This window comes from Kribbella sp. NPDC048915, assembly GCF_040649595.1.
Taxonomy (GTDB): Bacteria; Actinomycetota; Actinomycetes; order Propionibacteriales; family Kribbellaceae; genus Kribbella.
The window spans coordinates 1-15,972 of sequence record NZ_JBEZFT010000015.1; the positions used below are offsets into that span (position 1 = coordinate 1).

The following is a 15,972-nucleotide window of genomic DNA, read 5'->3' on the forward strand; positions in this document are numbered from 1 at the left end:
TCCGCGTCCAGCACGTCACGCCGGAGGCGGGCGAGTCGTACACCTGGCACACCGGTGCCTACCCGGCGCTGGTCGTCGACCTGGACCAGAGCAGCACGCCGGGGTGGTGGTTCGGGACTGTCGGTGGGGCGGCATAGGCTGTGGCGGTCCACCTGAATCTCGCCCTGGGAGGTCTGCGTCGATATGGCGTCCAGCGACAGTTTTGTGCATCTCCACGTGCACACGGAGTACTCCATGCTGGACGGCGCCGCGCGGATCGACGAGTTGTTCAAAACCGCCCAGGAGATGGGTATGCCCGCGGTCGCGACCACGGACCACGGGTACGTGTTCGGCGCGTACGAGTTCTGGAAGACCGCGAAGAGGTACGACGTCAAGCCGATCATCGGCGTCGAGGCGTACCTGACGCCGCACACGCACCGCAGCGAGCGCAAGCGGGTCAAGTGGGGCGATGCGAACTCGGGGCGCGACGACGTCTCCGGCTCGGGTGCGTACACCCATATGACGCTGCTGGCGAAGAACACCTCCGGCATGCACAACCTGTTCAAGATGAGCTCGCTGGCGTCGCTCGAGGGCTATTACTTCAAGCCCCGGATGGACCGCGAGCTGCTGAACACCTACGGCCAGGGCCTGATCGCGACCACCGGCTGCCCGTCCGGCGAGGTGCAGACCCGGCTCCGCCTCGGGCAGTACAAAGAGGCCGTCGAGGCCGCCGCGGAGTTCCGCGACATCTTCGGCCGGGAGAACTTCTACTGCGAGCTGATGGACCACGGGCTCGGCATCGAGCGCGACATCCAGAAGGACCTGCTCCGGCTGGCGAAGGACCTCGGCCTGCCACTGGTCGCGACCAATGACCTGCACTACACCAAGCCCGAGGACGCCGCCGCGCACGCCGCGCTGCTGTGCGTCCAGTCCGGCTCGACGCTGTCCGACCCGAACCGGTTCAAGTTCGACGCGAACGAGTTCTACCTGAAGACCGCCGCCGAGATGCGCGAGGTCTGGAAGGAGCTCCCGGAGGCGTGTGACAACACGCTGCTGATCGCCGAGCAGTGCGACGTCAGCTTCACCGAGGGCGAGGGCCGGTTCATGCCGCGCTTCCCCTGTCCGGAGGGTCACAACGAGGAGTCCTGGTTCATCTCCGAGGTGGAGACCGGGCTGCACTACCGCTACCCGAACGGCATCCCGGACGAGGTCCGCAAGCAGGCGGAGTACGAGATCGAGGTGATCGTCTCGAAGGGGTACGCCGGGTACTTCCTGGTCGTCGCGGACTTCATCAACTGGGCGAAGAAGAACGGCATCCGGGTCGGCCCGGGCCGTGGTTCCGGTGCGGGCTCGATGTGCGCGTACGCGATGAAGATCACCGACCTGGACCCGCTCCAGCACGGTCTGATCTTCGAGCGGTTCCTGAACCCGGAGCGGATGTCGATGCCGGACTTCGACGTCGACTTCGACGACCGCCGCCGCCCGGAGGTGATCCGCTACGTCACCGAGAAGTACGGCGACGACCGGGTCGCGATGATCGTCACGTACGGCACGATCAAGGCCAAGCAGGCGATCAAGGACGCCGGCCGGGTGCTGGACTACCCGTTCGCGATGGGCGACCGGATCACCAAGGCGATGCCGCCGTCGGTGATGGGCAAGGACATCCCGCTGTCTGGCATCTTCGACCCGAGCCACAAGCGGTACTCCGAGGCCACCGAGTTCCGCTCGCTGTACGAGGCCGACGCCGACGTCCGCAAGATCGTCGACACCGCCCGCGGCCTGGAGAACCTGAAGCGTCAGTGGGGTGTGCACGCGGCCGGCGTGATCATGTCGAGCGAGCCGCTGATCGAGCTGATCCCGATCATGCGCCGCGAGCAGGACGGCCAGATCATCACCCAGTTCGACTACCCGAGCTGCGAGACGCTCGGCCTGGTCAAGATGGACTTCCTGGGTCTGCGCAACCTGACGATCATGGACGATGCGGTCAAGAACGTCGAGGCCAGCCGCGGCATCAAGCTCGACCTGGACGAGCTCGCCAAGACCCTCGACGACAAGCCGACGTACGACCTGCTCGCCCGCGGTGACACGCTCGGCGTGTTCCAGTTCGACGGCGGCCCGATGCGGGCGCTGCTGCGGCTGATGCGGCCGGACAACTTCGAGGACATCTCCGCGGTCGGCGCGCTGTACCGGCCCGGCCCGATGGGTGCGAACAGCCACACCAACTACGCCCTCCGCAAGAACGGGCAGCAGGAGGTCACCTACCTGCATCCCGAGCTCGCCGAGGCCCTCGAGCCGATCCTGGGGACGACATACGGCCTGATCGTCTACCAGGAGCAGGTCATGGCGATCGCCCAGCAGCTCGCGGGCTACACGCTCGGCAAAGCGGATCTGCTCCGCCGCGCGATGGGCAAGAAGAAGCGCGAGGTGCTGGACGCCGAGTACGTCGGCTTCTCCGAGGGCATGAAGGCGAACGGCTTCTCCGAGGAGTCGATCAAGGCGCTCTGGGACGTCCTGGTCCCGTTCTCCGACTACGCGTTCAACAAGGCGCACTCAGCGGCGTACGGCCTGGTCTCGTACTGGACGGCGTACCTGAAGGCGAACTACCCGGCGGAGTACATGGCCGCCGTCCTGACGTCCGTGAAGGACGACAAGGACAAGATGGCCATCTACCTGAACGAGTGCCGCCGGATGGGCATCAAGGTGCTGCCGCCGGACGTCAACGAGTCCGACTCGAACTTCACCCCGGTCGGGACCGACATCCGGTTCGGGCTGTCCGCGATCCGCAACGTCGGCGTCAACGTGGTGGCCGAGATCGTCGCGGCCCGCGAGGAGAAGGGCCGGTTCACCGACTTCGTCGACTTCATCGACAAGGTACCGCTGCCGGTCTGCAACAAGCGCGTGATCGAGTCGCTGGCCAAGGCCGGTTCGTTCGACTCGATGGGGCACGCGCGGCGCGCGGTCGTCGCGGTGCACGAGCAGGCCGTCGACGAGGCCATCGACCTGAAGCGGAACGAAGCGCACGGCCAGTTCGACCTGTTCTCGATGGGCGACGACGACGCTGACGAGGGCGAGGGCAACAGCCGGCTCACGGTCACCGTTCCCGAGATCGAGGAGTGGGACAAGGCCACCAAGCTCGCGCACGAGCGCGACATGCTGGGGCTGTACGTGTCCGACCACCCGCTGTTCGGGGTCGAGCACGTGCTCACCAACAACACCGATTGCACGATCGGGCAGTTGCTCGCCGACGAGGACCGTCCGGACGGCAGCCGGGTGACGATCGGCGGCCTGGTCACCGCGGTCCAGCGCAAGGTGAACAAGCGCGGCGACATCTATGCGATCGTCACCATCGAGGACCTCGAAGGTTCGATCGAGGTGATGATGTTCTCCTCGGCGTACCAGTTGCACGCGCACCTGCTCACCAACGACGCGATCATCCTGATGAAGGGCCGGGTCCGCCGCCGCGAGGACCGGCTCGAACTGAGCGGCGACGAGGTCGTCGTACCGGACCTGAACGAGGGCCCGAGCGGACCGGTCGTGATCACGATGGCCGTCAACCGGTGTACGCCTCCCGTCGTCGAGCAGCTCCGCGACGTCCTGAAGTCACACCCTGGGATGACCGAGGTGCAGCTGCGGCTGCAGGCCCGTCAGAAGACCACGGTCATGCGCATCGGCGACCGGTTCCGGGTGACGCCGACGTCTGCGCTGATGGCCGACCTCAAGGCGCTGCTCGGCCCGTCCTGCCTGGCGAGCTGACTTTCCCGTGGCGACCGCGGCAGGTAGTACGTCGCGGGCGGGGTGGTGGGGGTGTTTCACCGGGGATGGGACACACTGTCCGAGTGAGTCAACCGGAGTCACCCCAGTCGTCGCCACAGCCGACGTCGCCGCAGCCAGTTCCCTCCCCGCAGCCGGCACCCTCGCCTCGTCCGGATTTCGGGTCGTCGCACGACCCGGGGCAGGTGTGGGGTTCGGTGGAGGCGGGTTCGGCTTATGGCGCTCCGGCGGCGGGGGTGCCGTTCGGGGCCGCGGTGGTGGATGAGCCGCCGATGCCTTGGGCCAAGGCGGTTGTGGTGACTGTGGTCGGGTTCTTGGTGGCGGGGGTTGTCGGCGGGTGGGCGTGGCAACAGTTCTCGCCATTGGCGCAATACACGGTTGACGACCGGGGTGGTGCGCTCGGCGAGGAGCAGATGACGCGGATCTTCGGGCCGGACGGGACATTCACCGCGATCGGGTTCGTGGTTGCGTTGGTGCTCGGCGGGGCCTTGTTCTGGTGGCTGCGCAACTACGGTCCGTGGTCGGTTGCGATTGTCACGCTCGGCGCGTGCCTCGGCTCGGGGGTGTGTTGGGGTGTCGGCATGCTGCTCGGGCACGACCCGCTCGAGCCGCGGTTGCGCGGTGCGTCGCCGGGCGACCTGGTCGCCGCGCCGCTGGAATTGCACACCTGGACGCCGTTGGTGGCGTGGTTGATCGGCGCGGCGCTGGCCTGCGCGGTGATCGCAGCCGCGACCTGGCGCGCCGAGCCGGTTGCAACCACTTCGAAACCTGCTGCGTCCGATTCTGGACCGCCGGTCCACTAGCCTTCTTGGTTCCGGTGGCGAGGCCATCGGAGCCAGTGAGGGAGCATATGTCCGACCAGAACCAACCGCCGAGGCACCCGGGTGCCGGCGGTCAGCAGCCGCAGTACGGTCCGCCGCAGGGCCAGCACCTCTGGCCCCAGCAGGGCCAGCCGCAAGGCCCGCAGGGTCCGCAGCCCGGTCAACCCGGTGGCGCACCGGGGTACCCGCAAGGCCAGCAGCAGGGCCCGCAGCACGGCCAGCAGTACGGCGGCCCGCACCAGGGCGGACCTCAGCACGGTGGGCCTCAGCAGGGCGGCCCGCAGTACGGCCAGCCCGGCGCCGCGCAGTACGGCGGCCCTCAGACACCTCAGTCACCCCAGGCGCCCCAGCAGGGCGCTCCGCAGGGCAGCCAGTACGGCCCGCCAGGCCAGCAGTACGGCCAGGGGCAGTACGGCGGTCCGCAGGGACAGGCGTCGTACGAGCAGCTGCACGTCGGCGGTCAGCCTCCGCAGGGCCCCGGGTACGGCGGTGCGCAGCAGTGGCAGCCGGAGCCGAAGAAGGGTCGCGGCAAGCTGATCCCGATCATCGCCGCGGTGGCGATGGTGCTGGTGGTCGCGGGCGGCGGAATCTTTGCCTACGGCAAGCTCGGCGGCGGCGGTGAGCAGCCGGCCGACGTGCTGCCGGGGACCGCGGTCGGTTACGCCCGGGTGGACCTCAACCCGTCGGCCGGTCAGAAGGTCGCGGCGGTCCGGTTCATGATGAAGTTCCCGGCGGTCAAGGAGAACCTCGGCCTGACCGGCGAGAACGACGACCTGCGGCAGAAGCTCTTCGAGCAGATCAAGAAGTCTTCCGGTGACGACCTGGCCGACGTCGACTTCGACAAGGACGTCAAGCCGTGGCTGGGCGACCGTGCCGGGTTCGCCGCGCTCCCGCCGGCCGAGGGCAAGGACGAGCCGGTCCCGGTGCTGGCGATCCAGGTCAAGGACGAGGACGCCGCCACCAAGGGCATGGACAAGCTGCTCGCGAACGAGAAGGACAAGCCCGGCCGCGCGTTCAGCAACGGATACATGATCCTCGGCGAGGACCAGCAGATCGTGGACAACGCCGTCGCGACGGCGAAGAACAACCCGCTGAGCAAGAACGCGAAGTTCGCCGCCGACATGGACAAGCTCGGTGAGCAGGGCTTCATCTCGGGCTGGGTGGACGGCAAGGCGCTGGCCTCGATCACCGACAAGGTCGACTCGGGCCAGATCGCCCGCCTCGGCGACGCGACCGGTGCGGTCGCGCTGCGGTTCGACGCGTCGTACGTCGAGCTGAAGGGTGTCGGCCACGGCGACCAGAGCGTGAAGGTGGGCGCCGCGGACGCCGCCGACGTGGTCACCAAGCTGCCGGAGACGACCGCGGCTGCGATCGCGATCTCGGGTGGCGAGACTCTCGTCGACACCATCTGGGCACAGGTCCAGAAGGCGGGCGGTGAGAACTTCCAGCAGATGGTCGGTGAGCTCGCCGACGCGACCGGCCTGAAGCTGCCGGAGGACCTGAAGACCCTGGTCGGCAAGAACCTGTCGGTCTCGATCGACAAGGACATGGCGTCCGGTCCGAAGATCGCCGCACGGATGGAGACCGACCCGGCCAAGGCCGAGCAGGTCGTGCAGAAGGTGAAGACGCTGCTGCGGGAGCGCGAGGATGCGAACATCCCGCTGGAGACGGCGAAGGACGGCGACACGCTCGTGGTCTCGACCACACAGGAGTACGCCGAGCAGGTGCTGAAGGACGGCACCCTCGGTGCGACCGAGAACTTCAAGCAGGCGCTGCCCGACACCAAGGGTGCGGTGATGATCGGGTACGTCGACTTCGAGGGGCTCAGCGCGCTGAGCAGCCGCTTCAAGGACGAGAACGTCGCGGCCCTGCGCTCCGCCGGAATCGTCACCCGCTCCACCGGCGACGGCGAGGCCGAGGTCACGGTCCGGGTCGTCGCGAAGTAACCCGCTCGAGGAAGCCCCGGACGACACGCACGTAGTCGTCCGGGGCTTCGCTGTGGATCCGGAACCTACGGCCTGCGGAATTCGCAGGCCGGTGATGTCGAGATCTCCGGAGCGGTTTCTACCTCCTGGTGAGAGCACATCATTGGGAGGTAGTCATGCCGTACTTCACCGACATCCGTACCGTCGCCGTCCCCGTGACGGATCAGGATCGCGCCGTCGCGTTCTACACCAAGACGTTGGGTTTCGAGCTGCTGCTGGACGCGCCGCTGCCGCAGATCGGTGGTCGGTGGATCGTCGTGGCCCCGCCCGGCGCCGGCACCGATCTCGCGCTCACGCAGGCGGTGACGTGCGGGGTCGACAGCGGCGTTCGGCTCGTCACTCCGGACGCCGCCGCGGCGCACGCCCACCTCACGCAGCAGGGGGTCGACACGGACGACCTGCTCGAATGGCCCGGGGTGCCGCCGATGTTCTCGTTCCGCGATCAGGACGCCAACATCGTCTACGCCGTCCAGGAGTGAGTCACACCAGGACGTAGCCGCCGTCCACGGTGACGATCGAGCCGGTGGCGTACGGCTGGTTCATCAGGTAGACGTACGCCGCCGCGATGTCTTCGGGCTCGCCGACCCGGCCGACCGGGAGGTGGGCCGCGGTGGCGTCGTAGTCGATGCCGCCGCGCCACAACGGCGTCCGGACGACGCCCGGCTTGACTGCGTTGACCCGTAGCGGTGCGAGCTCGACGGCGAGGGCGCGGACGAGGGAGTCCGTCGCGCCGCAGACGCTCGCAGCGACCGACCAGCCCGGCGCCGGGCGGTCTGAGGCGGCGCCGGTGGTGAGGACGACCGAGCCACCGGCGCGCAGCCTCGGTACGGCGGCACTCACCGCACCGAGCGCGCCGAAGTAGCGCAACTCGAACGCCTGACGTGCCTGCACCAGATCCATCGCGCCGATCTCGAGCAGCGTCAGCGCCTCGCCGGCGGTGTACACCAGGTGGTCCAAGGAATCGAGCCCGGCGAAGAACGTCCGCACCGCGGCGGCATCGGTCAGGTCGACCGCCGCGCCGGTGGCCGACGCGGGCAGCGCGGCCAGCGCCTTCTCGACCGACTCAGGGTTGCTCGAGGCAACGACCACGGTCGCGCCCTGGGTGGCGGCCTGTTGTGCGGTGGCCAGGCCGATCCCCGACGTACCGCCGAGAACGACCACGCGCTGGTTGTGCAGAGTCACGGAACTTGCCTTTCGTCAGAGGAATTCGTGCTTCCACGATGCGGCCGTCCGGCGGCCGGCGTCCAAGACCTGTTCCGGGCTCTGTAATACCCTGAAGGTATTATGGATCTCGATCTGCGCAAGCTCCGGTACTTCGTCGCCGTCGCCGAGGAGCTGCACTTCGGCCGCGCGGCGGAGCGCCTGCACATCGCGCAACCGGTCCTGTCGCGGCAGATCCGGGCCCTGGAGGACGAACTGCACGCGCAGCTGTTCGTCCGGACGAAACGTGTCACCGAGCTGACCCTGGCCGGTCGCCAGCTGCTCGAGGACGCGCGCCCGTTGCTGGCCGGCGCGGATGCCACGCGGCGCCGGGTGGCACGCGCGGCGCGGGGGTCGAAGACGTTCATGATCGGGTTCATGCCGGGGCTGACGGTGACCGAGGCGGTGCGCGCGTTCGGGGCGACGCATCCGGAGCTCGACATCGAGCTGATCCGGACGACCTGGGACGACCAGGTCCAGGTTCTGCACGACGGGCGGGTGGACGTGAGCGTCGTACGGCTGCCGATCGACCAGGCCGGTCTCACCGTGCACCCGCTGTTCGAGGAGCCGCGCGTCGCGGCGTTGCCGGCCGACCACCGCCTCGCCGGCAAGTCCCAGATCGACATCACCGACCTGGCCGACGACCACCTGCTGCAACCTCCCGACGCCGTACCCGAGTGGCGCGACATCGCGACCGAGCTACGGGCGCGGACGCCGCGACCGGTGCCGGTCGTGCACAGCGTCGAGGAGAAGCTCGAGCACGTTGCCGCCGGCCGGGGGGTGTCGATCGTTCCGCACTCGGTCGCCGCGTTCTACCAACGCCACGACGTCGTCACGGTCCCGGTCGGCAACATCGCGCCGAACGTCGTCGCGCTGGCATGGATCGCCACCCGCCGTTCGCGGCTGCTGCGCGACTTCGCTGCGATCGCCCCAACCGTCACCTGGACGGCGTAGCCGGTGGCATGATCGAAGGATGAGGTGGTGCGCAACCGCCCTCCTGGTGTTCGTGTCGGTGGTGGGTTGCTCGGACAGGGGAGAAGTGCCGGGGCCTACGCCGCCCACCGCTGTCCGCACCGCCTTCCCGGCACCCGGGAACCGCGACCTCGACCCGTCCGGCGCCGAACGGCTACAGGACCTGCTGACCAAGATCACCGCCTATCCGGACAGCCCATCGGGTTCGCGCGGTGTCACGGCAGCGGTCGTCACGGATCACTGGACGTGGTCGGGCGCGGCCGGCACCGACATCCGCGGTACGCCGTTACGCCCGGACACCACCATGCCGGTCGCCGACATCACGAAGACGTTCGTCGCGGCCGAGGTGATGCAGCTCGCGAACGCGGGCCGGCTCAACCTCGAACTGCCGTTGTCGCGCTACGTGGCGCACCCGCTGACCAGGAACAACGCGACCGTTCGCCAGCACCTGTCGATGACGGCCGGCGTGCCGGACTTCGACGGCTCCGACATCCGCGCGCTGGAGCGGACGATCGCCGCGGCGCCGAGCCGGCGCTGGTCACTCGCGGAGGCGCTGGACTACTACACAGGGAGGATCCAGCCGCCCGACGATTCGTTCTACTACAGCAACGTGAGCTACATCCTGCTCGGCCTGATGATCGAGAACATCACCGGGCAACCGCTCGCTGCCGCCCTGCGCCATGACCTCGCCGACCCGGCCGGGTTGCGGCACGCGGCGTTCCAGGACGCGGAGAAGCCGCAGCCTCCGGTGGTGCAGGACGACAACGAGTCCTGCGGTGCGCCGGACGGCTACCTGCCCTGCCGCGGCGTCGCGAGTGCGGCGGCGGCCTTCGCCGGGCTCGCTGCCGACGCGCCGACCGTCGCCCGCTGGGGCTACCAGCTGTACGGCGGCCGCGTCGTGCCTGGCGACCTCGTCCGACAGATGACCGCGGGCGACGGCGAGTACGGCCTCGGCACGATGCGGTTCACCCGGCAGTTCGGCTCCGCGGACGCCTACGGCCACGGCGGCGACCTCCCCGATCACACCAGCCTGCTGGTGGTGATCCCGCAGCAACGGGTCTCGATCGCGGTCATCCTCGCCGACGGCGGGCGCAACATCTACCGGTCGATGAGCGAGCTCGCCAGGGCGGTGCAGCCGCTGCTCGGCTGATCGCACATCACAGCGCCGATCTCACATCACTCTGCGGCGAGGGTCTCCAGGACGCCGTCGCCGTACTTGGTCAGCTTGTTCTCGCCGATGCCGCTGATCGTGCCGAGCTCCGCGAGCGACGTCGGCCGTTCGACGGCGATCTGCCGCAGCGTTGCGTCATGGAAGATCACGTACGCCGGTACGCCCTGCTCTTTGGCGACCGCGCCACGCCACGCGCGCAACCGTTCGAACACCGGCGCAGCCTCGGGCGGCAGATCGACCGCGGCCTTCTTACCGCCGCTGCTGCTGCTCCTGCTCCTGGTGCGCACCCGCTCGGGCTCGCGGCGCATCATCACCTCGCGCCGCCGGCCGAGCACCTCACCGCTCTCCTCGGTCAGCACGAGCGTGCCGTAGTCGCCTTCGACCGCGAGCAGCCGCTGCGCGAGCAGTTGCCGGATCACGCCGCGCCATTCGGAATCGGCCAGCTCGGTGCCGATCCCGAACACGGTCAGCTGGTCGTGGCGGAACTGCTTGACCTTCTCGGTCTCCTTGCCGAGCAGAATGTCGATGAGTTGCCCGGCACCGAACTTCTGCCCGCGTTCGTGCTGCAACCGGTACACCGTCGAGAGCAGCTTCTGCGCCGCGATCGTGCCGTCCCACGACTCCGGCGGTGTCAGGCACGTGTCGCAGTTGCCACACGGCTCTCCCTGCTGACCGAAGTACGCCAGCAGCTGCGACCGCCGGCACTGCACGGTCTCGCACAACGCGAGCATCGCGTCCAAATGCGCGCTCAGCCGCCGCCGATGTGCGAGATCGCCCTCGGAGGTGTCGATCATCTTCCGCTGCTGGACGACGTCCTGCAGCCCGTACGCGAGCCAGGCGGTCGAGGGCAGGCCGTCCCGTCCGGCGCGACCGGTCTCCTGGTAGTACCCCTCGACCGACTTCGGCAGGTCGAGATGCGCGACGAACCGGACATCGGGTTTGTCGATGCCCATCCCGAACGCGATCGTCGCCACCACGACCAGTCCGTCCTCACGCAGGAAGCGCGCCTGGTTCGCGGCGCGGGTCCGGCTGTCGAGGCCGGCGTGGTACGGCAGCGCCTCGATACCGTTCTGGGTGAGGAAGGCCGCCGTCTTCTCGACGCTGTTGCGGGACAGGCAGTACACGATGCCCGCGTCACCCTCGTGCTCGGTGCGGAGCAGATCGAGCAGTTGGCGCTGCGGGTTGTCCTTCGGGACGATCCGGTACTGGATGTTCGGCCGGTCGAAGCTCGCGACGAAGTGCTTCGCGTCGTCCAACTTCAGCCTGGTAGCGATCTCACGGTGCGTGGCCTCGGTCGCCGTCGCGGTCAACGCGATCCGCGGTACGTCGGGCCAGCGCTCGTGCAGCTCGGACAGCATCAGGTAGTCCGGCCGGAAGTCGTGGCCCCACTGCGACACACAGTGCGCCTCGTCGATCGCGAACAGCGCGATCTTGCCCTGGTCGAGCAGCCGGACGGTCGACTCGACCCGGAGCCGCTCCGGTGCGAGGTACAGCAGGTCGAGCTCGCCGTCGAGGAACGCCTGCTCGACCTCGCGGCGCTGGTCGAAGTCCTGCGTGGAGTTCAGGAAGCCGGCCCGGACACCGAGCGCGGTGAGAGCGTCGACCTGGTCCTGCATCAAGGCGATCAACGGCGAGATGACCACGCCGACGCCGGACCGCACCAGCGACGGAATCTGGTAGCACAGCGACTTGCCGCCACCGGTCGGCATCAGCACCAGCGCGTCGCCGCCGGCGACCAGGGTGTCGATGATGTCGGCCTGCTCGCCACGGAAGGCTTCGTAGCCGAACACCCGCCGGAGGACCTGAAGAGCTTCGGAATCGGGCAGTTCGGTCGTCTCACTCACCCCGGCGAGTCTAATGAGTCGGGCGCAGGATGCGGGGACGATCGCCGCAGCCTGTGGATTGTCGAGTCAGCCGGCCGACTCGCCGGCGTACGTACCGACGCTCCAGAGGTTGCCTTCGGGGTCGCGCACCGTGAATTCGCGCGAACCGTAGTCGGTGGTGGTCAGTTCGCGGACGACCCCCGCGCCGGCGTGCGTTGCGCGGGCGAACACCGCGTCCGGATCGTCGTGGACCAGGTAGATCGACTGCCGCTGACCGGCGAGCTCGGTGAACGCGTCGACCTCGGTCTTGGCGTCGGCGCTGCCGAGCATGATGCCGCCGCCGGCCGGCCACGCAAGCTCCGCGTGCCCGATCGAGCCCTCCGCGGCCCCGGGGTACGACGCGACCAGCCGGAAGCCGAGGACCTCGGTGAGAAACGTCAGCGCGCGCTGCCCGTCGCGGTAGATCAGGGTCGGCCAGACGCCGACGCGTTGTGCCTGGGCTTGTTGTTGGGTCGGAGTGTTCATGGTCCTGAGTCTCGGGCCCAGGTCGGCACGAATTCTTGAAGGTTTGGGAACTCCTCGGTCAGCCAGGTGCGCGGCGTGCACCCCGCGATCGCCTGGAACTCACGGGTCAGGTGGGCTTGGTCGGCGTACCCGCACTGCACCGCGAGGTCCGCGAGCCGTACGGACGGCTGCCGCCGCAGCCCGGCGATCGCCCGCTCGAAGCGCAGTACCCGGGCCGCCACCTTCGGCGCGAGGCCGTACTCCGCGGTGAACCGGTCGGTCAGATGCCGCCGGCTCCAGCCGACCTCGTCGGCCAGCTCCTGGACGCCGATAGCACCGCTGCTCGTCAGCAGCCGCTGCCACGCCCAGCCGAGCTCCGGGCGGGCGTCACGGGGCGAGGTGGCGGCCGCCCAGCGACGGAGCAGCAGGTCTTCGAGCAGGTCGAAGCGCCGCTCCCAGCTCGGGGCCTCGCGCAGCTGCTCGGTGAGCTCGCGCGCGGGGCGGCCGAGGACCGCGTCGAGGCCGACGACCGTGGACACCAGCTCACCCGGCGGCAGCCCCAGCAACGACCGCGCGGCGGCCGGCGTGAGTGCGAGCTGCACGCCCGCGCGGCTCGGCGTCTGACCGATGTGGACCGCGGTGGAGTGCAGTCCGCCGAGACCGGCGTCGTACTTCTCGACCGGCCGGCCGGGCCAGGCGATGCCCAACGGGTCGTCCAGCGTGACGACCAGGGTCAGGAACTGCGACGGCAGCCCGCGGTGCAGTGCCGGGGGATCGCCCGTGTAGGCGTAGCCGGTGATGTCACCGACGTACCGGCGCAGCGCCGGGTGCACGGTTCGGGTGTGGAACTCGAGCGCCGGCATGGAATCAGGCTAAAGCTGTCCACGGACAGAGTCAGCGCTCCATCATCCGGGACCCGCGTACCGCCATCCGGACGGGCGTGGCAGTATCGGAGGGGTATCGGTCGATACACACACTGCACGGAACGCTGCAAGGAGATGTCGTCGTGCCTGCTCTGAGGTCCCGCACTGTCACCCACGGCCGCAACATGGCGGGCGCCCGCGCGCTCATGCAGGCCTCCGGGGTAGCCCGGGAGGACTTCGGCAAGCCGATCATCGCGGTCGCGAACAGCTTCACCGAGTTCGTCCCCGGTCACACCCACCTCGCGCCGGTCGGCCGGATCGTCTCCGAGGCCATCCACGCGGCCGGCGGGATCGCGCGGGAGTTCAACACGATCGCGGTCGACGACGGGATCGCGATGGGCCACGGCGGCATGCTGTACAGCCTGCCGTCCCGCGACCTGATCGCCGACTCGGTCGAGTACATGGTCGAGGCGCACTGCGCGGACGCGCTGGTCTGCATCTCGAACTGCGACAAGATCACCCCGGGCATGCTGAACGCCGCGCTCCGGCTGAACATCCCGACCGTGTTCGTCTCCGGCGGCCCGATGGAGGCCGGCCGGGCGACGCTGGTCGACGGCACCGTGCGCAAGCTCGACCTGATCGACGCGATGTCCGAGGCCGTCAACGAGAACGTCAGCGACGCCGACATCCTGCGGATCGAGGAGAACGCCTGCCCGACGTGCGGCTCCTGCTCCGGCATGTTCACCGCGAACTCGATGAACTGCCTGACCGAGGCGATCGGCCTGTCGCTGCCCGGCAACGGGTCGGTGCTGGCCACCCACACCGCCCGCCGCGCGCTGTACGAGCGGGCCGGCGAGACCGTGGTGCGGCTGGCCCACCGGTACTACGACAACGACGACGAGACCGTGCTGCCGCGGTCGATCGCCACCAAGGAGGCGTTCGGCAACGCGATGGCGCTGGACATCGCGATGGGCGGCTCGACGAACACCATCCTGCACCTGCTGGCCGCCGCGCAGGAGGCCGAGGTCGGGTTCGACCTGGACGACATCAACGACGTGTCGCGGCGGGTTCCGTGCCTGGCGAAGGTCGCGCCGAACGTCGCGCCGCAGGGCACGTACTACATGGAGGACGTGCACCGCGCCGGCGGCATCCCGGCCATCCTCGGCGAACTGCACCGCGCCGGCCTGCTGAACCAGAACGTCCACTCCGTGCACAGCGACTCGATCGACGAGTGGCTGAAGACCTGGGACCTGCGCGGCGGTTCGCCGTCGCCGGAGGCCGTCGAGCTGTGGCACGCCGCGCCGGGCTGCAAGCGCTCCGCGACCGCGTTCTCGCAGTCGGAGCGGTGGGAGTCGCTCGACACCGACGCCGCGAACGGCTGCATCCGCGACCGTGAGCACGCCTACTCCAAGGACGGCGGCCTCGCCGTCCTGAAGGGCAACCTGGCCGTCGATGGCTGTGTCGTGAAGACGGCCGGTGTGGACGAGTCGATCTGGACGTTCGAAGGCCCCGCGGTGGTGTGCGAGTCGCAGGAGCAGGCCGTCGAGAAGATCCTGACCAAGCAGATCCAGCCCGGCGACGTCGTCGTGATCCGCTACGAGGGCCCGAAGGGCGGCCCGGGGATGCAGGAGATGCTGTACCCGACCTCGTACCTGAAGGGCCGCGGCCTCGGCAAGGTCTGCGCGCTGATCACCGACGGCCGCTTCTCCGGTGGTACGTCGGGACTGTCCATCGGGCACGTCTCGCCCGAGGCCGCCTCCGGCGGAACGATCGCGCTGGTCGAGGACGGCGACCGGATCCGGATCGACATCCCGAACCGCTCGATCGAGCTGCTGGTCTCCGACGACGAACTGGCCGCTCGGAACGCCGCGCTGAACGGCGTCTACGCCCCGAAGTCCCGCGACCGCAAGGTCTCTGCCGCCCTCCGCGCCTATGCCGCCATGGCCACCAGCGCCGACAAGGGCGCCGTCCGCGACATCACCAAACTCGGCTGACCACACCTCGGCCCCCGGCGACGCCGGGGCGCTGCTGGCGCCGGTGGCGCCGGTGGCGCCGGGGCGCCGCTGGCGGGTTGTGTCACGACTGGCGCCGAGTAGGAGGCCATCCGTCACACAACCCGCCACCACGACGCATCGCGGTGTTCGATCTCGGGGCTCGGGCTCGGGGCTGGCTCCGGTCAGAGCTCGAGGTCGAAGGCCAGGTTGATTGCCTCGGCGAGGGCCGGTTCCTGGTCGGGGTGGAGGTGGCCGATCAAGCGGCCGAGGTACGACTTGGGGATGGTCTGGACGTTGTCGCACGAGATCGCGCTGGCGTGATCGAGACCGTTGGCCGGGCCGACCAGGACCTCGGTGGACAGGCCCCGGATCGTGCTGGTGATCGGCGCGACGGTCACGTTGGTGAGTCGGGGGCGGATGAGCTCGCGGGTGAGCACCACCACCGGGCGCGGCTTGTCCAGTCGTGCGATATGGATCGGGCGCACGGTGCTGGGCTCAGTCGAGGTCGAGCACGGTGCCGGCGGCGGCCGGGGCGAGACCGTGGAGGTCGTCGTACCCGCCGTGCTCGGTCAGGATCGCGAGGTCGCGCGCGGCCAGCTCCCGGCGCCGCTCGCGCTCCATCGCCCGGGCGACCACGGACGCCCGGCTGGTCGCCTTGTCGGTGGCGACCAACTCGTCCATGAAGTCGACCAGCTCGTCCGGCAACCGCACGGTGATCTGCTTGCTCATACCAATACCATACCGTCCCGGGATTCACATCGGTAGGCCGTCCACACGCTAGTCACGCCGATCGACCGGCGATGCTCGCCCTCGACGGTCCCCGACCACGCCGGACGACCACGCCGGACGAGCACGCCGTACGAGCACGCCGTACGAGCGCCGCGTGTTG

Annotated in this window: 13 protein-coding genes; 7 read left to right on the forward strand and 6 right to left on the reverse strand. The window is 69.1% G+C overall.

Annotation, left to right across the window (positions count from 1 at the left end; genetic code table 11):
• Nucleotides 1-183 precede the first annotated feature (183 nt).
• The 4 genes from dnaE (at nt 184) to AB0B82_RS10940 (ending at nt 7,035) form a co-directional block, all read left to right on the forward strand.
• On the forward strand, nt 184-3,732 hold the full coding sequence (dnaE, locus tag AB0B82_RS10925; RefSeq protein WP_360165023.1) for a DNA polymerase III subunit alpha: 3,549 nt from the start codon (nt 184-186) through the stop codon (nt 3,730-3,732).
• A gap of 290 nt (nt 3,733-4,022) precedes the next feature.
• A complete protein-coding gene (locus AB0B82_RS10930) occupies nt 4,023-4,553 on the forward strand; it encodes a hypothetical protein (RefSeq protein WP_360165025.1) in 531 nt (176 codons plus the stop codon).
• A 47-nt stretch (nt 4,554-4,600) separates the two neighbouring features.
• A complete protein-coding gene (locus tag AB0B82_RS10935) occupies nt 4,601-6,517 on the forward strand; it encodes a DUF3352 domain-containing protein (RefSeq protein ID WP_360165027.1) in 1,917 nt (638 codons plus the stop codon).
• Nucleotides 6,518-6,672: 155 nt separating this feature from the next.
• Nucleotides 6,673-7,035, forward strand: a complete 363-nt coding sequence (locus tag AB0B82_RS10940; protein ID WP_360165029.1) for a VOC family protein — start codon at nt 6,673-6,675, stop codon at nt 7,033-7,035.
• Nucleotide 7,036: 1 nt separating this feature from the next.
• Here the strand turns inward: AB0B82_RS10940 and AB0B82_RS10945 are convergent, their stop codons facing one another.
• On the reverse strand, nt 7,037-7,738 hold the full coding sequence (locus AB0B82_RS10945; protein ID WP_360165030.1) for an SDR family oxidoreductase: 702 nt from the start codon (nt 7,736-7,738) through the stop codon (nt 7,037-7,039).
• 102 nt (nt 7,739-7,840) lie between these two features.
• On the opposite strand from AB0B82_RS10945, the gene AB0B82_RS10950 reads away from it, so the two are divergent.
• On the forward strand, nt 7,841-8,710 hold the full coding sequence (locus tag AB0B82_RS10950) for a LysR substrate-binding domain-containing protein (protein WP_360165032.1): 870 nt from the start codon (nt 7,841-7,843) through the stop codon (nt 8,708-8,710).
• 85 nt (nt 8,711-8,795) lie between these two features.
• Nucleotides 8,796-9,878 (forward strand): serine hydrolase domain-containing protein, encoded by a 1,083-nt coding sequence (locus AB0B82_RS10955; protein ID WP_360165034.1) that lies wholly within the window; start codon nt 8,796-8,798, stop codon nt 9,876-9,878.
• Nucleotides 9,879-9,904: 26 nt separating this feature from the next.
• Here the strand turns inward: AB0B82_RS10955 and recQ are convergent, their stop codons facing one another.
• The 3 genes from recQ to AB0B82_RS10970 all read right to left on the reverse strand — a co-directional run bounded on the left by recQ (nt 9,905) and on the right by AB0B82_RS10970 (nt 13,089).
• The gene (recQ, locus tag AB0B82_RS10960) at nt 9,905-11,743 is read right to left on the reverse strand and encodes a DNA helicase RecQ (protein ID WP_360165036.1); all 1,839 of its coding nucleotides are present in this window, start codon (nt 11,741-11,743) and stop codon (nt 9,905-9,907) included.
• A gap of 66 nt (nt 11,744-11,809) precedes the next feature.
• The gene (locus AB0B82_RS10965) at nt 11,810-12,247 is read right to left on the reverse strand and encodes a VOC family protein (protein ID WP_360165038.1); all 438 of its coding nucleotides are present in this window, start codon (nt 12,245-12,247) and stop codon (nt 11,810-11,812) included.
• Nucleotides 12,244-13,089, reverse strand: a complete 846-nt coding sequence (locus AB0B82_RS10970) for a helix-turn-helix domain-containing protein (RefSeq protein ID WP_360165040.1) — start codon at nt 13,087-13,089, stop codon at nt 12,244-12,246. The genes AB0B82_RS10965 and AB0B82_RS10970 overlap by 4 nt, the downstream gene beginning before the upstream one ends.
• Nucleotides 13,090-13,232: 143 nt before the next feature.
• Between AB0B82_RS10970 and ilvD the strand changes: the two genes are divergently transcribed.
• On the forward strand, nt 13,233-15,083 hold the full coding sequence (ilvD, locus tag AB0B82_RS10975) for a dihydroxy-acid dehydratase (RefSeq protein WP_360165042.1): 1,851 nt from the start codon (nt 13,233-13,235) through the stop codon (nt 15,081-15,083).
• Nucleotides 15,084-15,265: 182 nt separating this feature from the next.
• Here the strand turns inward: ilvD and AB0B82_RS10980 are convergent, their stop codons facing one another.
• Nucleotides 15,266-15,568, reverse strand: coding sequence for a type II toxin-antitoxin system PemK/MazF family toxin (locus AB0B82_RS10980; RefSeq protein WP_360165044.1), 303 nt, complete (start codon nt 15,566-15,568; stop codon nt 15,266-15,268).
• A gap of 10 nt (nt 15,569-15,578) precedes the next feature.
• The gene (locus AB0B82_RS10985) at nt 15,579-15,812 is read right to left on the reverse strand and encodes a YlcI/YnfO family protein (protein WP_360165046.1); all 234 of its coding nucleotides are present in this window, start codon (nt 15,810-15,812) and stop codon (nt 15,579-15,581) included.
• Nucleotides 15,813-15,972 lie beyond the last annotated feature (160 nt).